Below are 18738 nucleotides of genomic sequence, written 5' to 3'. Positions count from 1 at the left end.
GGCCGGGGCCGCGGGCGCGGTTCCATTGGCGGGTGGTGTCGCGGGCGGGGTGCCCGCCGCAGGCGTGGTCGCGGCTGGCGCGCCTGCCGTGGGCGTACCTGCAGCCGGCGTATTGGCAGCCGGCGCGGGAACCGCCGGCGCTGCCGTGGCGGGCGCATTCGTTGCCGTTGGCGGTGTCGTCAGCGCGGCGACGGATTCGCCCTCGCCTATGCCGCTCTGCCCACCCCCCGGGCCGGGGTCGGTTTCGCCGCCTTCAGGCGTCAGCCGCTGCGTGAATTTCGTGCCTTCCGCTCCGGTCGCGGGCCCCGGTGGCGCGGCCGCGGCATCGGTCGCCGGCTTGGCCGGCTTGGCCGGCGTCGTTTTCACAGGTTCCGTCTTGGCAACGACCTTGCTGCCGTCCAGGCCCAGCATCCTGCCGAAGGCGTCCTTGTTCAGCCAGATGCCGTAACCGCCGCCGGCAACGACCAGCAATGCGACGACAGCGGCGATCAGCCCGCCATAGCTGCGCTTGCGTTCAGCCGGGCGCGAACGCTCGAAAGCGTCGGCGCCCGCCGGCGCTTCGTCATCGGCAAAGACATCGTCCTGGTCGTCGTCCCGATTCGCGTCCATCCCCGACAAGGTCTTTTCCGAAAAGTCCGGAGCGGGCTGCACCGGGGTCGGCCTTTGCCAGCCTGGCTCGGATTTGGCGGCTGGAGCAGGCCGGTAGGGCTCGGGATTCGCCACGGGCTGCGCCGGTTTGTACGGCTCCGGGCTGGCCGCGGCAGGGGCGGGCCGATACGGAGACGAAGCGGGAACCGGTTCGGCCTTGACTGGCTGCTTGACGTGGCTCGACTGGTTCTTGTTACGGTCGATGGAGGAAAAGATGTGTTCCAGTTCCGCGAGCGGATCCGTCTCCGGAACGCTTTTGACGTACTCACGCTCGACGCCGGCAATGGCGTCGTCCAGCGAGCGTTTCTGTTTGTCTATGGCCTCGGGAGCCAGCGGCGGCGAATATGCCGCAAGCTTCTTCGCCAGCATGGCGCGCACGCTGTTATAGATGCGCGTACGCTTCTCGGGCGTCTCGTCGCCGTGCTTCTCGAACGCGTTTTTCAGAACAGCAACGAAATCTGCCATGCTTCAGTCGACCTGTATTTTGCCTCCGCGCCGGCCCCCGCAAATCAGCCGCGATGCCCGGAAAGGCTTCAGAAACTAGTCTTGAAACGGATCGGTCACAAGTATCGTGTCGTCCCGTTCCGGGCTGGTGGAGAGGAGCGCGACCGGCGCGCCGATCAACTCCTCTATGTATCGGACATATTTGACGGCCTGGGCCGGAAGATCGTTCCAGCTGCGTGCGCCGGCGGTGGTGCCTTTCCAGCCTTCCAGCGTCTCGTAGATGGGTTCGACGCGGGCCTGCGCGCCCTGGCTTGCCGGCAGATAGTCGATCGTCTCGCCGTCGAGCCTGTAGCCGGTACAGACCTTGATCTCGTCCAGCCCGTCGAGCACATCGAGCTTGGTCAGCGCGATGCCTTTGATGCCGTTGACGGCGACCGCCTGGCGCACCAGCACCGCGTCGAACCAGCCGCAGCGGCGCTTGCGCCCGGTGACGACACCGAATTCATGGCCGCGCGTGCCGAGGAACTCGCCAACCTCGTTCTTCTGCTCGGTCGGGAACGGACCTTCGCCGACGCGCGTCGTGTAGGCCTTGGTGATGCCGAGAACATAGCCGACGGCGCCCGGGCCGACGCCGGAGCCGGCTGCGGCCTGGCCGGCGACCGTGTTGGACGAGGTGACGAACGGATAGGTGCCGTGGTCGATGTCGAGCAGCGTGCCTTGCGCGCCCTCGAACAGGATGCGCTCGCCGGCGCGGCGCTTGTCGTCGAGCACCTTCCAGACGCGATCCATATAGGGCAGGATGTTGTTCGCGACCGAGGTCAATTCCTGCATGATCGCGTCATGCGTGACTTCGGCGTGGCCGAGGCCGCGACGCAGCGCATTGTGGTGCGTCAGCAGCCTGTCGACCTTCAGGGGCAAAGTTTCCAAATCCGCCAGATCCATCACCCGAACCGCGCGCCGGCCCACCTTGTCCTCGTAGGCGGGGCCGATACCGCGTCGGGTCGTGCCAATCTTCGTTCCGGAATTCGAAGCGGCATCCTCGCGGAATCCGTCCAGTTCCCGGTGTACGGACAGGATAAGCGCCGTGTTTTCGGCTATTTTCAGGCGATCCGGCGTCACTTCCACGCCCTGCGCCTTGAGCTTCTCCACTTCGGCGACGAAAGCATGCGGATCAAAGACCACGCCATTGCCGATGATGGACAGCTTGCCTTCCCGCACGACGCCCGAAGGCAGCAGCGACAGCTTGTAGACCTTACCGTCGACGACCAGCGTATGACCGGCATTGTGGCCTCCCTGGAAACGCACCACCACATCGGCACGCTCCGACAGCCAGTCGACGATCTTGCCCTTGCCTTCGTCGCCCCATTGCGAGCCGACGACCACCACATTGGCCATGTTTCTTTTCCCTTGAGACGCCGCCGCGCGGCTTGGATATGGTTCGAAACGACAGGCCTCTATAGCGTCAAGACCTCGCGAGTGCGACCTTTCTTTGCCGCCAAAAATGCCCTGAGGCACAACAATTTCCGGCTTTGACATCATTTACTTGGGCTGGTGGGGGCAATAGGCCGGCAAACACCGCGGCCCATCCCGCGGCCGGAAGCCCGCGATGCATCGAAACGCCTACATATTCCTGCTGCTCACCACCTTGCTGTGGGGCGGCAATTCGGTGGCCGGCAAGCTGGCGGTCGAACACGTCTCGCCGATGACGCTGGTCTTCCTGCGCTGGATGCTGGCCGTGGCGATCCTGCTGCCGATCGGCTGGCGCACGATCCAGGAGGATTGGCAGGCCGTGCGCAGGCACTGGTTCGTGCTGGCGGCGCTGGGCGCCAGCGGATTCACCCTGTTCAACACCATCTTCTACACCGCGCTGAATTACACCACGGCGATCAATGTCTCGATCGAACAGGCGGCGATGCCGATCCTGATCATGACAGCCAATTTCGTTTTCTTCCGCCTGCGCGTGAACTGGGCGCAGATCGCCGGGGTGGCGCTGACCATCTTCGGTGTCATCCTGACGGCCTGTCATGGCGATCCCCGCCGGCTGCTGACGCTGGAACTCAATTTCGGAGACGCCATCATGCTGGTCGCGGTCGTTCTCTACAGCGGCTATTCGGTCGGGTTGCGGCTGAAGCCGGCGATGCGCTGGCAGAGCCTGATGCTGGCCATGTCGTTCGCCGCGCTCATCACCTCGCTGCCCTTCTTCCTGTGGGAAGCCGCCGCCGGCAAGGTGATCGTGCCCGATACGCGCGGCTGGGCTGTCATCGTCTACACGGCGATCGGCGCTTCGGTGATCTCGCAAATAACCTATATCAGGGGCAACGAGCTCATCGGCGCCAACCGCGCTGGCCTGTTCATCAATCTGGTACCGATCTTCGGCACGCTGCTTTCGGTGCTGATCGTTGGCGAGACCTTCCAGCTCTATCAGGCGCTGTCGCTGGTTCTCGTTCTGGGCGGCATCGGGCTCGCCGAACACAGCGGGCGCAAGATGGCTTCTGGCCAGAGCAATTCCAGGAAGCGCGCGTAGCACTTTCCCTAGAGATTGCCATGTAAAGAGTTGAAGCGGTTCGGCGATTCCATCAAACATTGAACCGCCGACTAGAGGCTTCCAAATCAAGCCACCGTCGGCAACGGCGCATCCGCCGGGTGGTTCCAGCAGTCGTGGAAACGCCCCGCATGCATTCCGGCAAACGGGGCGTCGTGTGCTTGTCGCCTGGGGAGGTGCGGAGAGCTAGATCCCGCCCACGTCGAACTGGAGGCGCTTTGCCGAGTCGATCGACATGTGGCCTCGCACCTGCTCCAGCACTTTTTCCGGGAACGGCGCGTCGAGATAGAGCAGCGCGATGGCGTCGCCGCCGGGTCGGTTGCGCCCAAGCTGGAAGTTGGCGATGTTGACGCCATTCTCGCCGCACACCGTGCCGAGCAGCCCGATGATGCCTGGTGCGTCGGCATTGGTCGTATAGAGCATGTGCTGGCCGACCTCGGCGTCGAGATTGATGCCCTTGATCTGAATGAAGCGCGGCTTGCCGTCGGAGAAGCAGGTGCCGGCGATCGAGCGGGTCCTGTGCTCGGTCTTGACGGTGAGCTTGATATAGCCGTCGAAGACGCCCGACTTGTCGCGCTTGACCTCGGCGACGATGATGCCACGCTCCTTCACCATGATCGGTGCCGAGACCATGTTGACGTCGGCGACCTGCGGCCGGATCAGTCCGGCAAGGGCGGCACTGATCAGCGCACGCGTGTTCATCGTCGCGGTCGAGCCGTCGAACAATATCTCGACCTCGCTGATCGGATCCTCGGTGACCTGGCCGACAAAGGCGCCGAGCACTTCGGCGAGCTTGACGAACGGCTTCAGCCGCGGCGCCTCTTCCGCCGTGATCGAGGGCATGTTGATGGCGTTGGAGACCGCGCCCTTGATCAGATAGTCGGCCATCTGTTCGGCGACCTGCAGGGCGACATTCTCCTGCGCTTCCGCCGTCGAGGCGCCAAGGTGTGGTGTTGCCACCACGTTATCCATGCCGAACAGCGCATTCTGCTCCGCTGGCTCGACCTCGAACACGTCGATGCCGGCGCCCGCCACCTTGCCACCCTTCAGCGCCGCGACCAGGTCGGCCTCGACCACCAGCCCGCCACGGGCGCAGTTGATGATGCGCACGCCATTCTTCATCTTGGCGATGGCTGCCGCATCGATGATGTTGCGGGTCTTGTCGGTCAGCGGCGTGTGCAGGGTGATGAAGTCGGCGCGGGCGAAAAGTTCGTCCAGTTCCACCTTGTCGACACCGAGTTCCTCGGCGCGCTTTTCCGACAGGAACGGGTCGAAGGCGATGACATGCATCTTTAGCCCGACGCCGCGCGTGGCGACGATCGAACCGATGTTGCCGCAGCCGATGATGCCCAGCGTCTTGCCGGTGATCTCGACGCCCATGAAGCGGTTCTTCTCCCACTTGCCGGCATGGGTCGAAGCGTTGGCTTCCGGGATCTGGCGGGCGAGCGCGAAGATCATCGCCACGGCGTGTTCGGCCGTCGTGATCGAGTTGCCGAAGGGCGTGTTCATCACGATGATACCCTTGCGGCTTGCCGCCGGGATATCGACATTGTCGACGCCGATGCCGGCACGGCCGATGACCTTGAGATTGGTGGCGGCGTTGATCAGCTTCTCGGTGACCTTGGTCGCCGAGCGGATGGCGAGGCCGTCATAGCGGCCGATCACTTCGAGCAGCTTTTCCTTGTCCTTGCCGAGATCGGGCAGATAGTCGACCTCGACGCCGCGATCCTTGAAGATCTGCACGGCCGTGGGAGAGAGTTTGTCAGAGACGAGAACGCGGGGCGCCATGGCGGCCTCCTTGAAAATGGGATTGATCCGGGAATGGGCGGCCCTCGGGCCGCCACGGAGAGTTTCAGGCAGCCGCTTTCAGCGACGCCTTCTGGCTGGCAAAAGCCCAATCGAGCCAGGGCATCAGCGCTTCGAGATCGGAGGCCTCGACGGTTGCGCCGCACCAGATGCGCAATCCCGGCGGGGCATCGCGATAGGAACCGATGTCGTAGGCGACGCCTTCCTTGTCGAGCATCGAGACAAGCCCCTTGGCGAACGCCGCCTGCCCATCAGCGTCGAGCGCCGCGACATCCGGGTCGCTGAAGGACAGGCAGACCGACGTGTTCGAGCGGGTCGCCGGCGCGACAGCGAGATGGCCGAGCCAGGATGAGCTTTCCACGAACCGGTCGAGCACGGCGGCATTGGCATCGGCCCTGGCAATCAGCGCATCGAGGCCGCCGATCGACTTCGCCCAGTTCAACGCGTCGAGATAGTCCTCGACGCAAAGCATCGACGGCGTGTTGATCGTTTCGCCCTTGAAGATGCCCTCGATCAGCTTGCCGCCCGAGGTCAGGCGGAAGATTTTCGGCAACGGCCATGAAGGCTTGTAGCTCTCCAGCCGCGCGACGGCACGCGGCGACAGGATCAGCATGCCATGCGCGCCCTCGCCGCCCAACACCTTCTGCCAGGAGAAGGTCACGACATCGAGTTTCTCGAAATCGAGCCTTTGCGCGAAAGCCGCGGAAGTAGCGTCGCAGATGGTCAGGCCCTTGCGATCGGCGGGAATGAAGCCGCCGTCCGGCACACGGACGCCCGAGGTCGTGCCGTTCCAGGTGAAGACCACATCGCGATCGAAATCGATCCTGCTCAGATCCGGCAGTGCGCCATAGCCGGCTTCGATCTTGCGGACATCGGCGAGTTTCAGCTGCTTGACCACGTCGGTGACCCAGCCGGAGCCGAAGCTTTCCCAGGCGACCATGTCGGCGCCGCGTTCGCCGAGCAGCGACCACATCGCCATTTCGACGGCACCTGTGTCGGAGGCCGGCACGATGCCGATGCGGTAGTCGGCGGGGACCTTGAGAATCTCGCGCGTCAACGCGATCGCCTGCTCGAGCTTGGTCTTGCCGATTTTGGCGCGATGGGAACGGCCGAGCGCGGCGGATTTCAGCGCCTCGACCGACCAGCCGGGACGTTTTGCGCAGGGACCTGAGGAAAAATTGGGATTTGCCGGACGGAGTCCGGGCTTCGCATGCGTCGTCATCGTGGTCTATCCTTCCAGATAGTGGCCCCTCGTTGGGGAGGGGTGGCCCACGGACGGCGATATGCGTTCAGGCCTCGGGCGTCAAGAGGAAAGTTTTTGTCGCACCCGGGATACCACATGCATGTCGCACAAAAGGGCGCGGTGGTTTGGGCGACATGCAATCAAGCAGAAATGTCTGCGATCAGGATTTCGTGATCCAAACGCAAACGGCGGACCACAGGGATCCGCCATCAAAGTCCCGGTCTTTCCCAGGCCTTACCAGAGGTCGTAGCGCAGCCCGAGCTTGACCGTCTGGTAGTCTATGCCCTTGTGAATGTTGAAGGCGCCATTGTCATAGGCGACATATTTGCCGTCCGGCACCGAGAAATACTCATAGCCCAGATCGACGGAAACGTTCTTGGTAACCTGATAAGACAGCCCGGCGCCGATCGAGTAGGCGAAGTTGAATTTGGCGGCCGTATCGGTTTGGCCATCATACCCTGCGGGGTCATTGCAGAAAAACCCGCCCGTTCCGGCGGAATTTACCGGTGTTTCCACACAATCCTTCGCGCCGATGCTCTTGTAATATTTGTTGTACGCAAGGCCGATACCGCCGCCGATATAAGGAGTGATCCCGACATAAGTGCCGAGATCGACATAGCCATTGGCCATGAGGCTGTAGGCTTTGTTGCTGCCGTTGTCGATCTGGTCGCACAACTGCGATGCGGGCGCGGAATTGATGGTTCCGAAACCGTCATCTACGAGCGTCGTGCCTTTGCAAGTGGTGGCAAGTTTCTGATGATCGGCGAATTTATTGGTCGGCAGAATCCCGCCATTCAGTTCCACCCGAAGATAGTCGTTGACGTGATAGCCCATGCCGACGCTGCCTGTAAAAAGGCTGCTCTCGGACGTAAAGCTGTTCAGGGGCCCGCTCGAGACCTCCTCGTTATCGAATGGCTTGCTGAACGCATAGCCGACATCGCCGCGCAGGTACCAGCCCGAGCCGACTTCGACCGGCACATAGTCGGGTGCCTGGTCGACATAGATCGGCGGATCGTAGTCGGCGGCTATTGCAGGCGTCAGCGGCAACAGGAATGCGGCAAGCGCCAGCCCCATACGCGATATTGATATCATGGTCCCCGGCTCCCGAATTCGGCGCGTCGCATAGGTGACGGCACCATCGTTTCAGGAAGCATTGTTAACCATAGTGGTTAAGTCGCGGTTAAGGCTAACAGAGCGTTAGCGAATTGATTTCGCTAATGCATGTCGCCCAAAATGGCCTGACTCTGGAGAAGCCGGCATGCAGGACAGCAAAGGTCTGAAGTGTGCCGCTTGGATCTATTTCGATGCGAAGTCTGAAGTACTTCCCTGGCGACAGCCCAGACAAAAACCGCCCGGCTGGGCCGGGCGGTTCGCATATATCAGGTCGTGCAAGTCTTACTTGGTGTAGATCGGCTCGGGTTCGGGCTGGTAGGCCACCACCGGTGCGGCGCAACCGTTGTTGCCGCCGAACTGGTAGCGCAGGCCACCCCGCACCTCGTGGGTGTTGAAACCATGGTCGAAGCCGGGCCCGGCGCTGCTCGTGTCGTATTCGAACATGCGGCCGCCCTGGATATGGGAGAAGCGGTAGCCAGCATCGAGGATGACCTTGTCGGTCAGGCAGTAGGAAGCACCGGCCATGACCGCGTAGGCGAAACGCCAGTTGGACGCGCCAGGATTGGTCTCGGTGGTGTTCGGATCGTGGACGGTATCCCACTTGATGCGCGCACCGCCGATGCCGGCGCCGACATAGGGCGTGATGCCGTGCCAGGTGCCGATATCCACATAGGCATTGGCCAGCAGCAGCAAGGCGCTCATCTTCGACACTTCGGTCGAGGTCGAGGTGAGATCCGAGGTTCCGCCATTGAAATTCGACTTGAACCAGTAGTCGGCGGTCAGGTCGGTGCGGAAGTGTTCGTTGATCTTGTAGCCGACGCCGCCGCCGAGCGAGAAGCCGCCCTTGAGCTTGCCATAGTCGAAAGTCTTGCTGCCGGCGACACCGACAGGAGGTCCGCAGGGGCAAGGGGCGGCCCCATAGGTGATGTAGTCGATGTCGCCCACCTTCGACTTGTGATAGTCGATGTCGCCGCGGATATACCAGCCGCCGACATCCACCGGCTGCTCGTAGACCGGTGGCGGTGCCTCTTCGACCTGCGGCTCCGGCAGGTCGGCTGCGAACACCGGCCAGGCCAAACCCGCGAACAGCAGCGCGAACAGGGCCTTTCTTGCTGTATTGAACATGCTTGTCACCCCTAGAAACCTCGGAACGGCGATCGTGTCCGAATGAGATTGGCTTTCAGGCGTGGATAATGAATTGCAAAGGTTAAAAGGCGTTTAACCCTGTCGATTAACCACGAATCTCTAAAGTTCCAGGGATTCGGCGATGATTTCGACAGAAGGAGACCAGTTGTGGCCAACAAAAAAGCCCGCCGGAGGGGCGAGCTTCGATGCAACCAAGGCGGCGCGACGCCTTCCCCGGGGCGGCGATCAGGCGGCGCTGCGCGTTTCCGAGATCACCCCGACGATGTCGTTGACCACGGCCTCGACCAGCTGCGGATCGTCGCCCTCGGCCATGACACGGATCAGCGGCTCGGTGCCGGATGGACGGATGACCAGCCGCCCGGCCTTGCCGAGACGGTGGCGGGCGTCTTCGATCGCGGCCTTGACCGGGGCTTCCTCCAGCGGCTTGCCGCCGGCGATGCGAACGTTCTTCAACAGTTGCGGCACCGGCTCGAACTTCTTCGACAGTTCGCTGACCGGGCGGCCCTGCCGCTTGATGCAGGCCAGCACCTGCAGCGCCGAGACCAGACCGTCGCCCGTGGTCGAAAAGTCTGACAACACGATGTGGCCCGACTGCTCGCCGCCGACATTGAGCCCATGCGCGCGCATATGCTCCACGACATAGCGGTCGCCGACCTTGGTGCGGTGCAATTGCAGCTTCATGTCGCCAAGAAAGCGTTCGAGGCCGAGATTGGACATGATCGTCGAAACGACGCCGCCGCCGGCCAGCCGCCCGCTCTGGTGCCAGGACTCGGCGATCAGCGCCATGATCTGGTCGCCGTCGACGATGGCCCCGTTCTCGTCGACGATGACGACGCGGTCGGCATCGCCATCGAGCGCGATGCCGATGTCGGCGCGCACTTCATGCACCTTCTTCTGCAGCCCGGCCGGATGGGTCGAGCCGCATTCCCTGTTGATGTTGAAGCCGTTGGGTTCGACATTGATGGCCACGACCTCGGCGCCAAGTTCCCACAGCGCCTCGGGCGCCACCTTGTAGGCCGCGCCATTGGCGCAGTCGACGACGATCCTGAGGCCCGAAAGCGACATCGAGCGTGGCAAGGTGCGCTTGGCGAACTCGATGTAGCGGTCATGCACGCCGTCGACGCGCTTGGCGCGGCCAAGCCCGTCGGAATCGGCGAGCGCCAGTTCGATATCCTTGTCGAGCATGCTCTCGATGCGTTCTTCGATCTCGTCGGAGAGCTTGTAGCCGTCAGGCCCGAACAGCTTGATGCCGTTGTCGTAATAGGGATTGTGCGAGGCCGAGATCATGACGCCGATGTCGGCACGCAGCGAACGCACCAGCATGGCCACCGCCGGCGTCGGGATCGGGCCGAGCAGGAACACGTCCATGCCGGCGGCGCAAAGGCCGGCCACCATCGCGTTCTCGATCATGTAGCCGGAAAGCCTGGTGTCCTTGCCGAGCACAACCCGATGGCGATGGCTGCCGCGCTGGAACGAAAGACCGGCGGCCATGCCAACTCGCATGGCGATTTCGGCGGTCATCGGAAACTTGTTGGCGCGCCCGCGAATGCCATCCGTGCCGAAGTAATTCCCTGCCATGCTAACCGGTACCCTCGATTGTTCTTAGCCGGCACGTCATGCCACAATTGGCCGCCGCGCCTCGATCACATTGTGTGATTATATGTTACCAATCCTTAGAAAATCATTGTTGTGCACTGCACACAACATGGCGGCAGCTTAGCATGGAGACGCGGTTGCGTCACAATATACCAGTTTTGCGAGCCATTCGGCGCGGATGCACCCCGAGAATTCTTGCTTCGGCGGCCGTCAGGTCAAATGATTTCATCACCTTGTCGTCAGAACGCGATTTTCGGCGATATATACGCCACTTGGCATCTGGCGCAACCGACCGTTGAGCGTTATTGATTCGCTGGGACGTATAATGGGCTGCAGCCACGGAGAAACGCTATGCTCATCCACCGAATTGCTACTCTGACCGGCCTTGCGGTCGCGACGTTGTTCCTGGCCGCGCCAGCCAACGCGCTGACGATGGCCGAATGCAGCACGAAGTATAACGCCGCCAAGGACGCGGGGACACTTGCCGGGGCGACCTGGAACCAGTTCCGCAAGGCACAGTGCGGTACCGACGCCGCGGCCACCACCGACACCAAGGCGGCCACGACCAAGGCTGCTGAAACCAAGGCTGCTGAAACCAAGCCGGCCGAAACCAAGCCGGCCAAGACCACCAAGGCTGCCACCGCAGCCGCCGACAGCACGGCCAAGGGCCTGACCGCCAAGGAATGCAGCACCAAGTACCAGGCGGCCAAGGCCGCCGGCACGCTGAACGGCATGAAGTGGAACGACTTCCGCAAAACCGAATGCGCCGCTGGCGCATCCGCCGCCGCTGACACCACCAAGCCGGCGACCACCAAGGCTGCGACCACGACCGCCCCGGCCGCCGCTGCTGGCAAGGGCCTGAGCATGGCCGAATGCAGCACCAAATATCAGGCTGCCAAGACGGCGAACACGCTGAACGGCATGAAGTGGAACGACTTCCGCAAGAGCGAATGCGGCGCCAGCGCCTCTGACGATGATACCGTGCCGGCTCCGAGCGAGGCGACCTACACCAAGGAACCAGCAAAGCCGACTGCTGTGGCGCCGAAGGGCGTGACTTTCCCGACCGCCATCTCGCCGAAATTCGCCAGCGAGACCCCGGCCAAGGGCCGCATGCACACCTGCCTCGAACAGTACTACGCCAACAAGGACGCCAACACGCTTGGCGGCCTGAAGTGGATCCAGAAGGGCGGCGGCTTCTACAGCCTCTGCAATGCCAAGCTGAAGAGCTGATCGACCGTATCTGAAAAAGCAAAGCCCGCGAGCCGCAAGGTTCGCGGGCTTTTTTGTTCGGCATTGGCCAGGCTCAACTCCCTTGCTTGGAGAGGAGCCCGACCAGACTTGAAAGATCGGCGTTGGCCATGCCAGCCGCCACACCGCGTCGCATAAGATTTTGCATCGGCAAGACGAGTTCGGTGCTGACATCAGCCGCTTTGCTGGCATCGACCAGATTGACATAGGCATCTGCCTGCATGCCCAGATTGGAAACGACATTGGCGGTGTGGTCGCCGCTGTCGATCTGTTGCGCCCATTTCGGCAATCCGCCTTGCATCGCCTGAAGCCACGATGTCAGCAGCGGCATGAATTCGCCGGCGGGGATTCCAGCCTTGCCCGTCAATGCCAATGCCTGCAGGACACCGGCGAACAGCCCGTACATGCCGGCCAGGAGCGAGATGTCGTAGAGTGGCGCGAGACCGGCATCCTCGCCAAGATACTTGCTGGTGCCGAGCGCATCGAGCCGACCTGCATGATCGTCGAACGCTTGCCTGGAGCCACTGTAGAGTATCAAGGCATTCTGCCCGCCGATCATCGGCGGTACCGCCATGATGCCTCCGTCGATATAGTGGGCACCGCATTGGGCGGCCCAGACGGACATCGCTCGCGCCTGTTCGGGTGTGCCGTTGGTGAGATTGATCAATGTGCGGCCCGAAAGCGCGTCCCCTGCGGGACCGAGCACCTCATGGACAGTGTCGTAGACCAGAAGGCATGCCACGATCAGCGGGCTCGACCTGACCGCCTCCTCGACATTCCTGGCCACTATGGCGCCCTTGGCCGCCAAGAGCTCCGACTTTGCCGCTGAGCGGTTCCACACCGTCACCGCGTGTCCCTTCTCGAGAAAGGCTTCGGCGAGCGCCGTGCCCATGGCGCCGAGGCCGATTACAGCAATATCGCTCATCCTGCTTTTCCTTTGTTCGCTTTGCCGGTTATGCCGGCAGAGGGCTCAGATCCTGGCCAAGGCCGCCATCCACGGTCAGCCGGGCACCCGTGGTGAAGGTCGCGTCGAAAGCCAGGAACAGCACCGCACGCGCCACCTCCTCGATCGTGCCGTGACGCTTCATCGGCGTGACCTCGTCGCCTATCCTGATGAAGGCCGCACGCTCCTCGGCGGAAGCGCTGGCCACACCCATTGTCGGTGTGTCGATGAAGCCGGGGCTGACCACATTCACGCGGATCCGGCGCGGCAGCAGTTCGGCGGCCAGCACCTTGGCGAAGGCGCGAAGTGCTGCCTTCGACCCGGAATAGACACTCATGCCGCCGGTGCCGGATTCGTCGGCGACGGACGAGGTGAAGACGATGGCGCCGCCATCCCTGATGAGGGGCAAGAGCCGCTGAACGGTGAAGAAGGCCCCCTTGGTATTGATGTTGAAGATGCGGTCGTAGCTGTCTTCGGTCACCTGCGGCACCGGCTCCAGATAGGCGATCCCGGCATTGACGTGCAGGAAATCGATCTGGCCGAGCTTCTGCCCGACCTCCGCGCCGAGTGTAACGATAGCGGCCATGTCGCCGATGTCGGACCGCAGCACATGGGCGCGCGAAAACAGCCTGGCGCGTGCGGCATCGATGTTGCGTTCGTCACGGCCGGTGACCAGCACCTCGGCGCCGCCCTCGACCAATGCCTCGGCGACAGCGAGCCCCATGCCGTGGGTTCCGCCGATCACCACAGCTTTGCTGTTTGCGTATCGTGTCATGATGCATCCTTTTGACAAAATCCTGCCCTCGACGGCCTTTGCAGGCCGAAGCGGGATACCGATATGGTGTTGTGGTGCTCGCCGGTGTTTGCGATCTGGTCCGAAGCTATGGGCCGACTTGGTTTTTCTCAAGTACCGACAAAAATGTAAGCCACCCACCGATTGCTCAGAATTGGATGAAACATGGGAAAGAAACAGCCAGATAGTTGCGGACTTGGACCCGCACTCGAGGTGATCGGCGGCAAATGGAAAGCGTTGCTGCTCTGGCAGATACACAAAGCGCCGGCGCGATTCGGCGAGCTGAAGCGCCTGGTGCCCGACATCAGCGAAAAAATGCTGATCCAGCAGCTGCGCGAAATGGCGGCGGACGGCATCGTCCATCGCCAGGTCTTCCCCGAAGTGCCGCCCAGGGTCGAATATTCGATCACCGACTTCGGCATCGAGTTGGACAATGCCCTGATTCCGCTCGCCAGATGGGGCAAGCAACATGCGGTGCGGACTGAAAGGCGCTCCGGCAAGGCGGATGTGCCCGCGCCGCACGCTTCGTGACCAGCACCGAATAAAAAAACGCCGCGGTTTGAAGCCGCGGCGTTTTTCTTGAAACCTGTAATCTAAGCTCAGCTAGACGGCTGCGGCTCCATGCCGCCTTCGGGCTCGGGGCCCTTCTTGCGGCGGCCGGACTTCGGCACGGCCGAGCCACGGCTCGGCGGCGTGTCGTCGCCAAGGTCGCGCGAGGGCTTCTGCCCGGCGATCAACTGCTTGATCTCCTCGCCGGACAACGTCTCGTATTCGAGCAGGCCTTGCGCCAACGCTATCCATTCCTTCTTCTTCTTGGTCAGGATGGATTTAGCCGTCGAATAGGCTTCGTCGATCAGGCGGCGCACCTCGCCGTCGATGATCTGCGCGGTCTCTTCCGAGATGTTCTGCGTACGCGCCACCGAATGGCCGAGGAACACTTCCTCCTGGTTGTCACCATAGGCGACATGGCCGAGCTTGTCGGAGAAGCCCCAGCGCGTTACCATGGCGCGCGCCAGCTTGGTCGCCTGCTCGATGTCGGAGGAAGCGCCCGAGGTGATGTTCTCCTTGCCGAACTTGAACTCCTCGGCGACGCGGCCGCCCATCATGATCGCGAGGCGCGAGATCATATATTTGTAGCTCATGGAATAGCGGTCGCCTTCCGGCAACTGCATGACCATGCCGAGCGCACGGCCGCGCGGGATGATGGTCGCCTTGTGCAGCGGATCGGCCGACGGCACGTTCAGCGCCAGGATGGCGTGGCCGGCCTCGTGATAGGCGGTCAGCTCCTTCTCGGCCTGAGTCATGGCCGACGAGCGGCGCTCGGCGCCCATCATGATCTTGTCCTTGGCGTCCTCGAACTCGGCCATGGTGACGAGGCGCTTGTTGCGCCGCGCCGCCATCAGCGCGGATTCGTTGACCAGGTTCATCAGGTCGGCGCCGGAGAAGCCGGGCGTACCACGAGCGACGACCTTGAGATCGACATTGGGCGCCAGCGGCACGTTGCGCACATGCACCTTGAGGATCTTCTCGCGGCCGACGATATCGGGGTTCGGCACCACCACCTGGCGGTCGAAACGGCCTGGTCTGAGCAATGCCGGATCAAGCACGTCGGGCCGGTTGGTGGCGGCGATCAGGATGATGCTTTCGTTGGACTCGAAGCCGTCCATCTCGACCAGCAGTTGGTTCAGCGTCTGCTCGCGCTCGTCATTGCCGCCGCCGAGGCCGGCACCGCGATGGCGGCCAACGGCGTCGATTTCGTCGATGAAGATGATGCAGGGCGCATTCTTCTTGGCCTGGTCGAACATGTCGCGGACGCGGCTGGCGCCGACGCCGACGAACATCTCGACGAAGTCCGAGCCCGAAATGGTGAAGAACGGCACGTTGGCTTCGCCGGCGACCGAGCGGGCAAGCAGCGTCTTGCCGGTGCCGGGAGGGCCGACCAGCAGCACGCCGCGCGGAATCTTGCCGCCGAGGCGCTGGAACTTCTGCGGATCGCGCAGGAACTCGACGATCTCTTCGAGATCTTCCTTGGCCTCGTCGACGCCAGCGACGTCCTGGAAGGTGACGCGGCCATGCGCCTCGGTCAGGAGCTTGGCCTTCGACTTGCCGAAGCCCATGGCGCGCCCGGAGCCGGACTGCATCTGGCGCATGAAGAATATCCACACGCCGAGGATGAGGATCATCGGCAGCCACGAGATCAGGTAGCCGAACAGCGAATTGGAGCCATCGGTCTCGGGCCGCGCATTGATGGTGACGTTCTTGTCCTGCAGCCGCGAGACCAGCTGGGGATCGCCGGGCGAATAGGTCTGGAAGCCACTGGAATTGTCGGTGTAGGTGCCGGTGATACGGGCGCCCGCGATGGTCACCGTCTTGACCCGGCCGGCCGCGACATCCTGCAGGAACTGCGAATAAGGCACATCGCTCGAAGCCCCGCGCGTCTGCGGCGTCTGGAACAGATTGAAGAGGGCGATGAGCAGGACCGCTATGATCGCCCAGAGCGCGAGATTGCGATAGTTCGGATTCATCAATTGTCCCGTTGGCGTCCGCGAGCGGACAGCATCATGAGAGGAAACTTGCGCCTAACATAGGGAGAGCGTCCCCCCTTGCCAAGCAGAACAGCATGTCTGGGTTAAGCTTTCGCCCAGCATCAACCGGCACTGTGGCCACGCAATGGCAAGGCGGGAAGCGGCGCCGCGCCGATCAACCCGGCGACGGCGCGTGCCAGGGCCAGATCGAAGGACGGCAGGAAGCGGGCAAAGGGGCTAACGATCGGCGAGGCCGCGAACCCTTGCGGTGCGGGCCAATCAGGCGCCGGACCAGCCTTCCCGAAGGCTTCCAGCAGGGCTGGTTCAGCCGCCAATGCCGCGCGCAACAGGCTGGGCGGGGTTTCGCCCCGGCCTGCAGCCAGCCGCTTCGCCGCCGCCGCCCCGAATGGCGCGATCAACAATGCACCGCTGGCGTCGTTCAACGTGATTTGGCGGCGGCCATCCCAGATAGCCGCGTCGACCGCCGCCGCTGCCGCCGGCAAGCCCCGCATCTCTCGGCGCAGGAAGATGCCGGCGCGCCTGAAGTCGACCACCGTCCGCGACAATGTGGCGCAAAGAAACCCGGCCTTCAGCCGGGCGAACAACGCCTCGCTGCGAGCCAGGTCCGGCAGGAAGGCAATCCCGCCTGACGTCGCCAGGAGAATGCGCAGCGCGTAGACGGCCGCCCGGTCGTCGCCGGCGCCGAGCAGGGCCGGATCGAGCCGGATGAGGCCCGCTGCCGGCTGGCTGGCAAAGCGCTCGACCAGGCAGGCGGCCTCCGCGCCAAGCCGCGTGCGGGCGCCGGCCTCCTGTGCCGCCAACGCCAGCGCGTCGTTCATACGCTGCGCGCCGGCCTCCCCGGCAAGGGTTGCGCGCATGCGCGGCCGCTCGAAGGCCTCATCGGCATTGGTCGGGTCCTCGGTCCAGCCGACCTGTTGGCGCCGCAGGAAATCGCGCAACGCGTGGCGCCGCACCCCAAGAAGCGGTCGCACGATCCAGTCGCGCCAGTCATGCAAGGTGGCGGGTGCCATGCCGGCAAGGCCCCGTCCCTCGTCGCGGGCCGCACCGTTGCGATCGAGCCGCATCAGCACCGTCTCGGCCTGGTCGTCCGATGTATGTCCGGTCACGATCAGGCCGATGCCTTCCGTCCGGGCGGCGCTGGCCAGCAGCCGGTAGCGCGCCTCGCGCGCCGCCGCCGGGAGGCCGGTCGACGGTTTTTCTCCGGACCAGGCCAGGATACGGTGGGCGATGCCGCGCTCCGCGCAAAGCTTCGCCACGGCCTGTGCCTCATCGGCCGAACCCTGCCGCAAGCCGTGGTCGACCGTTACAGCCAGCAGCCTGGCGGACGGTGCGGTTCGGTCGAGATGCTGTTTGAGAAGAAGAAGGAGCGCAGTCGAGTCGCTGCCGCCCGATACGGCCGCAACAGCGCCGTTGGTAAAATCGATATGCGAAAAAAGTCTCGTCGAAAAATCAGGCCCGGGGTCGAGCATCAATGCATGTCGCCAAAAGGCGGTCCCGGGTTTGGGACTGCGACATCCCTGGGAAAGATCAGCACGCAGCCAGTGCCTTCTCCTGCTTGACGCGTTCCTTGAGTGTGCTGGAAATATCAGGATAGCGCTTGCCGACCTCGCTGAAGGTGGCGCAGGCGACATCATGCTGCTTGAGGCCGACCAGCGACACGCCGAGCTTCAACAGCATGTCGGGTGCCTTTTTGGCCTTGGGATAGTCCTTGCTGGCGGCGAGGAAGACTTCCGCCGCATCGCGGTATTTCTGCTGGCCAAGCAGCGATTCCCCCAGCCAGTAATGTGCGTCCGCCGCCTTGGCGTCCTTGGGGAAGCGGGAGATGTGGTCGCGGAAACCCTGTTCGGCGGTGCCGTAGTCGCCCGACAGGATGAACTGGTAGGAGTTGCGGTAGAGCTCTTCGGGATTGTTGGTGGCGGGCAGCGCCGCGACCACCGTCCCGCCGGACTTGCCGGCCTTGGCCGGTGCGCCGTTGGCTGGTGCCGTGTCCTGTGCCGGCGCGGTTGCCTGCGTGTTGCCGCCGGCATCGACCACATTGCCATTCTTGTCGACGGTGATGGACCCAAAGGTCTTTTCGGGCGCTCCCTTGCCGGGGATCACCTTGCCGGGGTCGCCGTCGGGTGATTCGACAATGACGTCCTCGACCGTCTTGCCACTTGTGGATTGATCGCCGCCGGGCGCGGCGCCGGCATCAGCCGGCGCCTGGGTTGCCGGGGCCGAGGCCACGTCGGCGTTGGTCCCGGTGGTGGCGTCTGATTTCTTCTGCGCCGGCGGTTGTCCGCCTTGCGAGCCGCCTTCCAGCTGCTGGAAGCGGAACTCGTTGTCTTCCTGCTGTTTGCGGATCTGCTCCTGCATTTGCAGGATCTGGAAATTGAGTTCCTCGACCTTGCCGGTCAGCTGCCGCAGCTGGTCCTCGAGCCCGGTCACGCCGGCGCCGCTCGACTGCGCGAGCTGGACCTGATCCTGCTTTTTCTTCTCACCGAAAAGGCTGGGCAACTCAAGTGTCGGCAGATGGAAGGAAAAACCGCTCTCGGTTGATTGCCCCGAACCGCTCGCTAAAGCGGTTACGCCTGATAGGAGCAGCAGCGCAAGCGTGCCGCTCAGAACCGATCTCAAATGCATGTGCCTCTCGCCGTCCAATCGTTAGCTTGTTCGCGCCTTCCAATCGAT

Annotated in this window: 14 protein-coding genes and 1 pseudogene; 3 read left to right on the top strand and 12 right to left on the bottom strand. The window is 63.2% G+C overall.

Features of this window, described 5'->3' with window-relative positions:
• Positions 1–1113, bottom strand: a pseudogene (locus tag O7B34_RS26690) (hypothetical protein); the annotation flags it as partial.
• A gap of 75 nt (positions 1114–1188) precedes the next feature.
• Positions 1189–2487, bottom strand: a complete 1299-nt coding sequence (locus O7B34_RS26685; RefSeq protein WP_337148821.1) for an adenylosuccinate synthase — start codon at positions 2485–2487, stop codon at positions 1189–1191.
• Positions 2488–2698: 211 nt separating this feature from the next.
• Here O7B34_RS26685 and O7B34_RS26680 point away from each other — a divergent pair, with 211 nt between their 5' ends.
• Complete coding sequence (locus O7B34_RS26680) at positions 2699–3616, top strand: DMT family transporter (RefSeq protein ID WP_337148820.1); 918 nt, start codon at positions 2699–2701, stop codon at positions 3614–3616.
• Between the two features lie 204 nt (positions 3617–3820).
• On the opposite strand, the gene serA is transcribed toward O7B34_RS26680, so the two are convergent.
• From serA to glmM, 5 genes are all read right to left on the bottom strand, one after another.
• Complete coding sequence (serA, locus tag O7B34_RS26675; protein ID WP_337148818.1) at positions 3821–5422, bottom strand: phosphoglycerate dehydrogenase; 1602 nt, start codon at positions 5420–5422, stop codon at positions 3821–3823.
• 64 nt (positions 5423–5486) lie between these two features.
• A complete protein-coding gene (locus O7B34_RS26670) occupies positions 5487–6662 on the bottom strand; it encodes a phosphoserine transaminase (RefSeq protein WP_337148817.1) in 1176 nt (391 codons plus the stop codon).
• A gap of 255 nt (positions 6663–6917) precedes the next feature.
• Complete coding sequence (locus O7B34_RS26665) at positions 6918–7775, bottom strand: outer membrane protein (protein ID WP_337148816.1); 858 nt, start codon at positions 7773–7775, stop codon at positions 6918–6920.
• Positions 7776–8078: 303 nt separating this feature from the next.
• Entirely contained in the window at positions 8079–8921 is an 843-nt protein-coding gene (locus tag O7B34_RS26660) for an outer membrane protein (protein ID WP_337148815.1), read from the bottom strand.
• Positions 8922–9167: 246 nt separating this feature from the next.
• The gene (gene glmM, locus O7B34_RS26655; RefSeq protein ID WP_027141808.1) at positions 9168–10520 is read right to left on the bottom strand and encodes a phosphoglucosamine mutase; all 1353 of its coding nucleotides are present in this window, start codon (positions 10518–10520) and stop codon (positions 9168–9170) included.
• A 369-nt stretch (positions 10521–10889) separates the two neighbouring features.
• Here glmM and O7B34_RS26650 point away from each other — a divergent pair, with 369 nt between their 5' ends.
• Positions 10890–11768, top strand: a complete 879-nt coding sequence (locus tag O7B34_RS26650; RefSeq protein WP_337148814.1) for a hypothetical protein — start codon at positions 10890–10892, stop codon at positions 11766–11768.
• Between the two features lie 73 nt (positions 11769–11841).
• Here the strand turns inward: O7B34_RS26650 and O7B34_RS26645 are convergent, their stop codons facing one another.
• Positions 11842–12711, bottom strand: coding sequence for an NAD(P)-dependent oxidoreductase (locus tag O7B34_RS26645; RefSeq protein WP_337148813.1), 870 nt, complete (start codon positions 12709–12711; stop codon positions 11842–11844).
• Between the two features lie 28 nt (positions 12712–12739).
• The gene (locus tag O7B34_RS26640; RefSeq protein ID WP_337142293.1) at positions 12740–13504 is read right to left on the bottom strand and encodes an SDR family oxidoreductase; all 765 of its coding nucleotides are present in this window, start codon (positions 13502–13504) and stop codon (positions 12740–12742) included.
• 183 nt (positions 13505–13687) lie between these two features.
• Here O7B34_RS26640 and O7B34_RS26635 point away from each other — a divergent pair, with 183 nt between their 5' ends.
• A complete protein-coding gene (locus O7B34_RS26635; protein ID WP_337148811.1) occupies positions 13688–14053 on the top strand; it encodes a winged helix-turn-helix transcriptional regulator in 366 nt (121 codons plus the stop codon).
• A 68-nt stretch (positions 14054–14121) separates the two neighbouring features.
• Here O7B34_RS26635 and ftsH read toward each other — a convergent pair whose 3' ends face one another.
• The 3 genes from ftsH to ybgF form a co-directional block, all read right to left on the bottom strand.
• On the bottom strand, positions 14122–16047 hold the full coding sequence (ftsH, locus tag O7B34_RS26630) for an ATP-dependent zinc metalloprotease FtsH (protein WP_027141803.1): 1926 nt from the start codon (positions 16045–16047) through the stop codon (positions 14122–14124).
• A 122-nt stretch (positions 16048–16169) separates the two neighbouring features.
• Positions 16170–17537, bottom strand: coding sequence for a tRNA lysidine(34) synthetase TilS (tilS, locus tag O7B34_RS26625; RefSeq protein ID WP_337148828.1), 1368 nt, complete (start codon positions 17535–17537; stop codon positions 16170–16172).
• A 58-nt stretch (positions 17538–17595) separates the two neighbouring features.
• The gene (gene ybgF, locus O7B34_RS26620) at positions 17596–18690 is read right to left on the bottom strand and encodes a tol-pal system protein YbgF (protein ID WP_337148809.1); all 1095 of its coding nucleotides are present in this window, start codon (positions 18688–18690) and stop codon (positions 17596–17598) included.
• Positions 18691–18738 lie beyond the last annotated feature (48 nt).

It is taken from the genome of Mesorhizobium sp. Cs1299R1N3 (genome assembly GCF_037179625.1).
GTDB lineage: Bacteria > Pseudomonadota > Alphaproteobacteria > Rhizobiales > Rhizobiaceae > Mesorhizobium > Mesorhizobium salmacidum.
Note: the sequence above shows the minus strand (reverse complement) of the source record. Positions and strands in the feature narration are given on the sequence as shown.

Bases quoted from the DNA above. Each gene is read 5' to 3' on its own strand.
- O7B34_RS26685 (WP_337148821.1), bottom strand. From the start codon at position 2,487: ATGGCCAATGTGGTGGTCGTCGGCTCGCAATGGGGCGACGAAGGCAAG.
- O7B34_RS26680 (WP_337148820.1), top strand. From the start codon at position 2,699: ATGCATCGAAACGCCTACATATTCCTGCTGCTCACCACCTTGCTGTGG.
- serA (WP_337148818.1), bottom strand. From the start codon at position 5,422: ATGGCGCCCCGCGTTCTCGTCTCTGACAAACTCTCTCCCACGGCCGTG.
- O7B34_RS26670 (WP_337148817.1), bottom strand. From the start codon at position 6,662: ATGACGACGCATGCGAAGCCCGGACTCCGTCCGGCAAATCCCAATTTT.
- O7B34_RS26665 (WP_337148816.1), bottom strand. From the start codon at position 7,775: ATGATATCAATATCGCGTATGGGGCTGGCGCTTGCCGCATTCCTGTTG.
- O7B34_RS26660 (WP_337148815.1), bottom strand. From the start codon at position 8,921: ATGTTCAATACAGCAAGAAAGGCCCTGTTCGCGCTGCTGTTCGCGGGT.
- glmM (WP_027141808.1), bottom strand. From the start codon at position 10,520: ATGGCAGGGAATTACTTCGGCACGGATGGCATTCGCGGGCGCGCCAAC.
- O7B34_RS26650 (WP_337148814.1), top strand. From the start codon at position 10,890: ATGCTCATCCACCGAATTGCTACTCTGACCGGCCTTGCGGTCGCGACG.
- O7B34_RS26645 (WP_337148813.1), bottom strand. From the start codon at position 12,711: ATGAGCGATATTGCTGTAATCGGCCTCGGCGCCATGGGCACGGCGCTC.
- O7B34_RS26640 (WP_337142293.1), bottom strand. From the start codon at position 13,504: ATGACACGATACGCAAACAGCAAAGCTGTGGTGATCGGCGGAACCCAC.
- O7B34_RS26635 (WP_337148811.1), top strand. From the start codon at position 13,688: ATGGGAAAGAAACAGCCAGATAGTTGCGGACTTGGACCCGCACTCGAG.
- ftsH (WP_027141803.1), bottom strand. From the start codon at position 16,047: ATGAATCCGAACTATCGCAATCTCGCGCTCTGGGCGATCATAGCGGTC.
- tilS (WP_337148828.1), bottom strand. From the start codon at position 17,537: ATGCTCGACCCCGGGCCTGATTTTTCGACGAGACTTTTTTCGCATATC.
- ybgF (WP_337148809.1), bottom strand. From the start codon at position 18,690: ATGCATTTGAGATCGGTTCTGAGCGGCACGCTTGCGCTGCTGCTCCTA.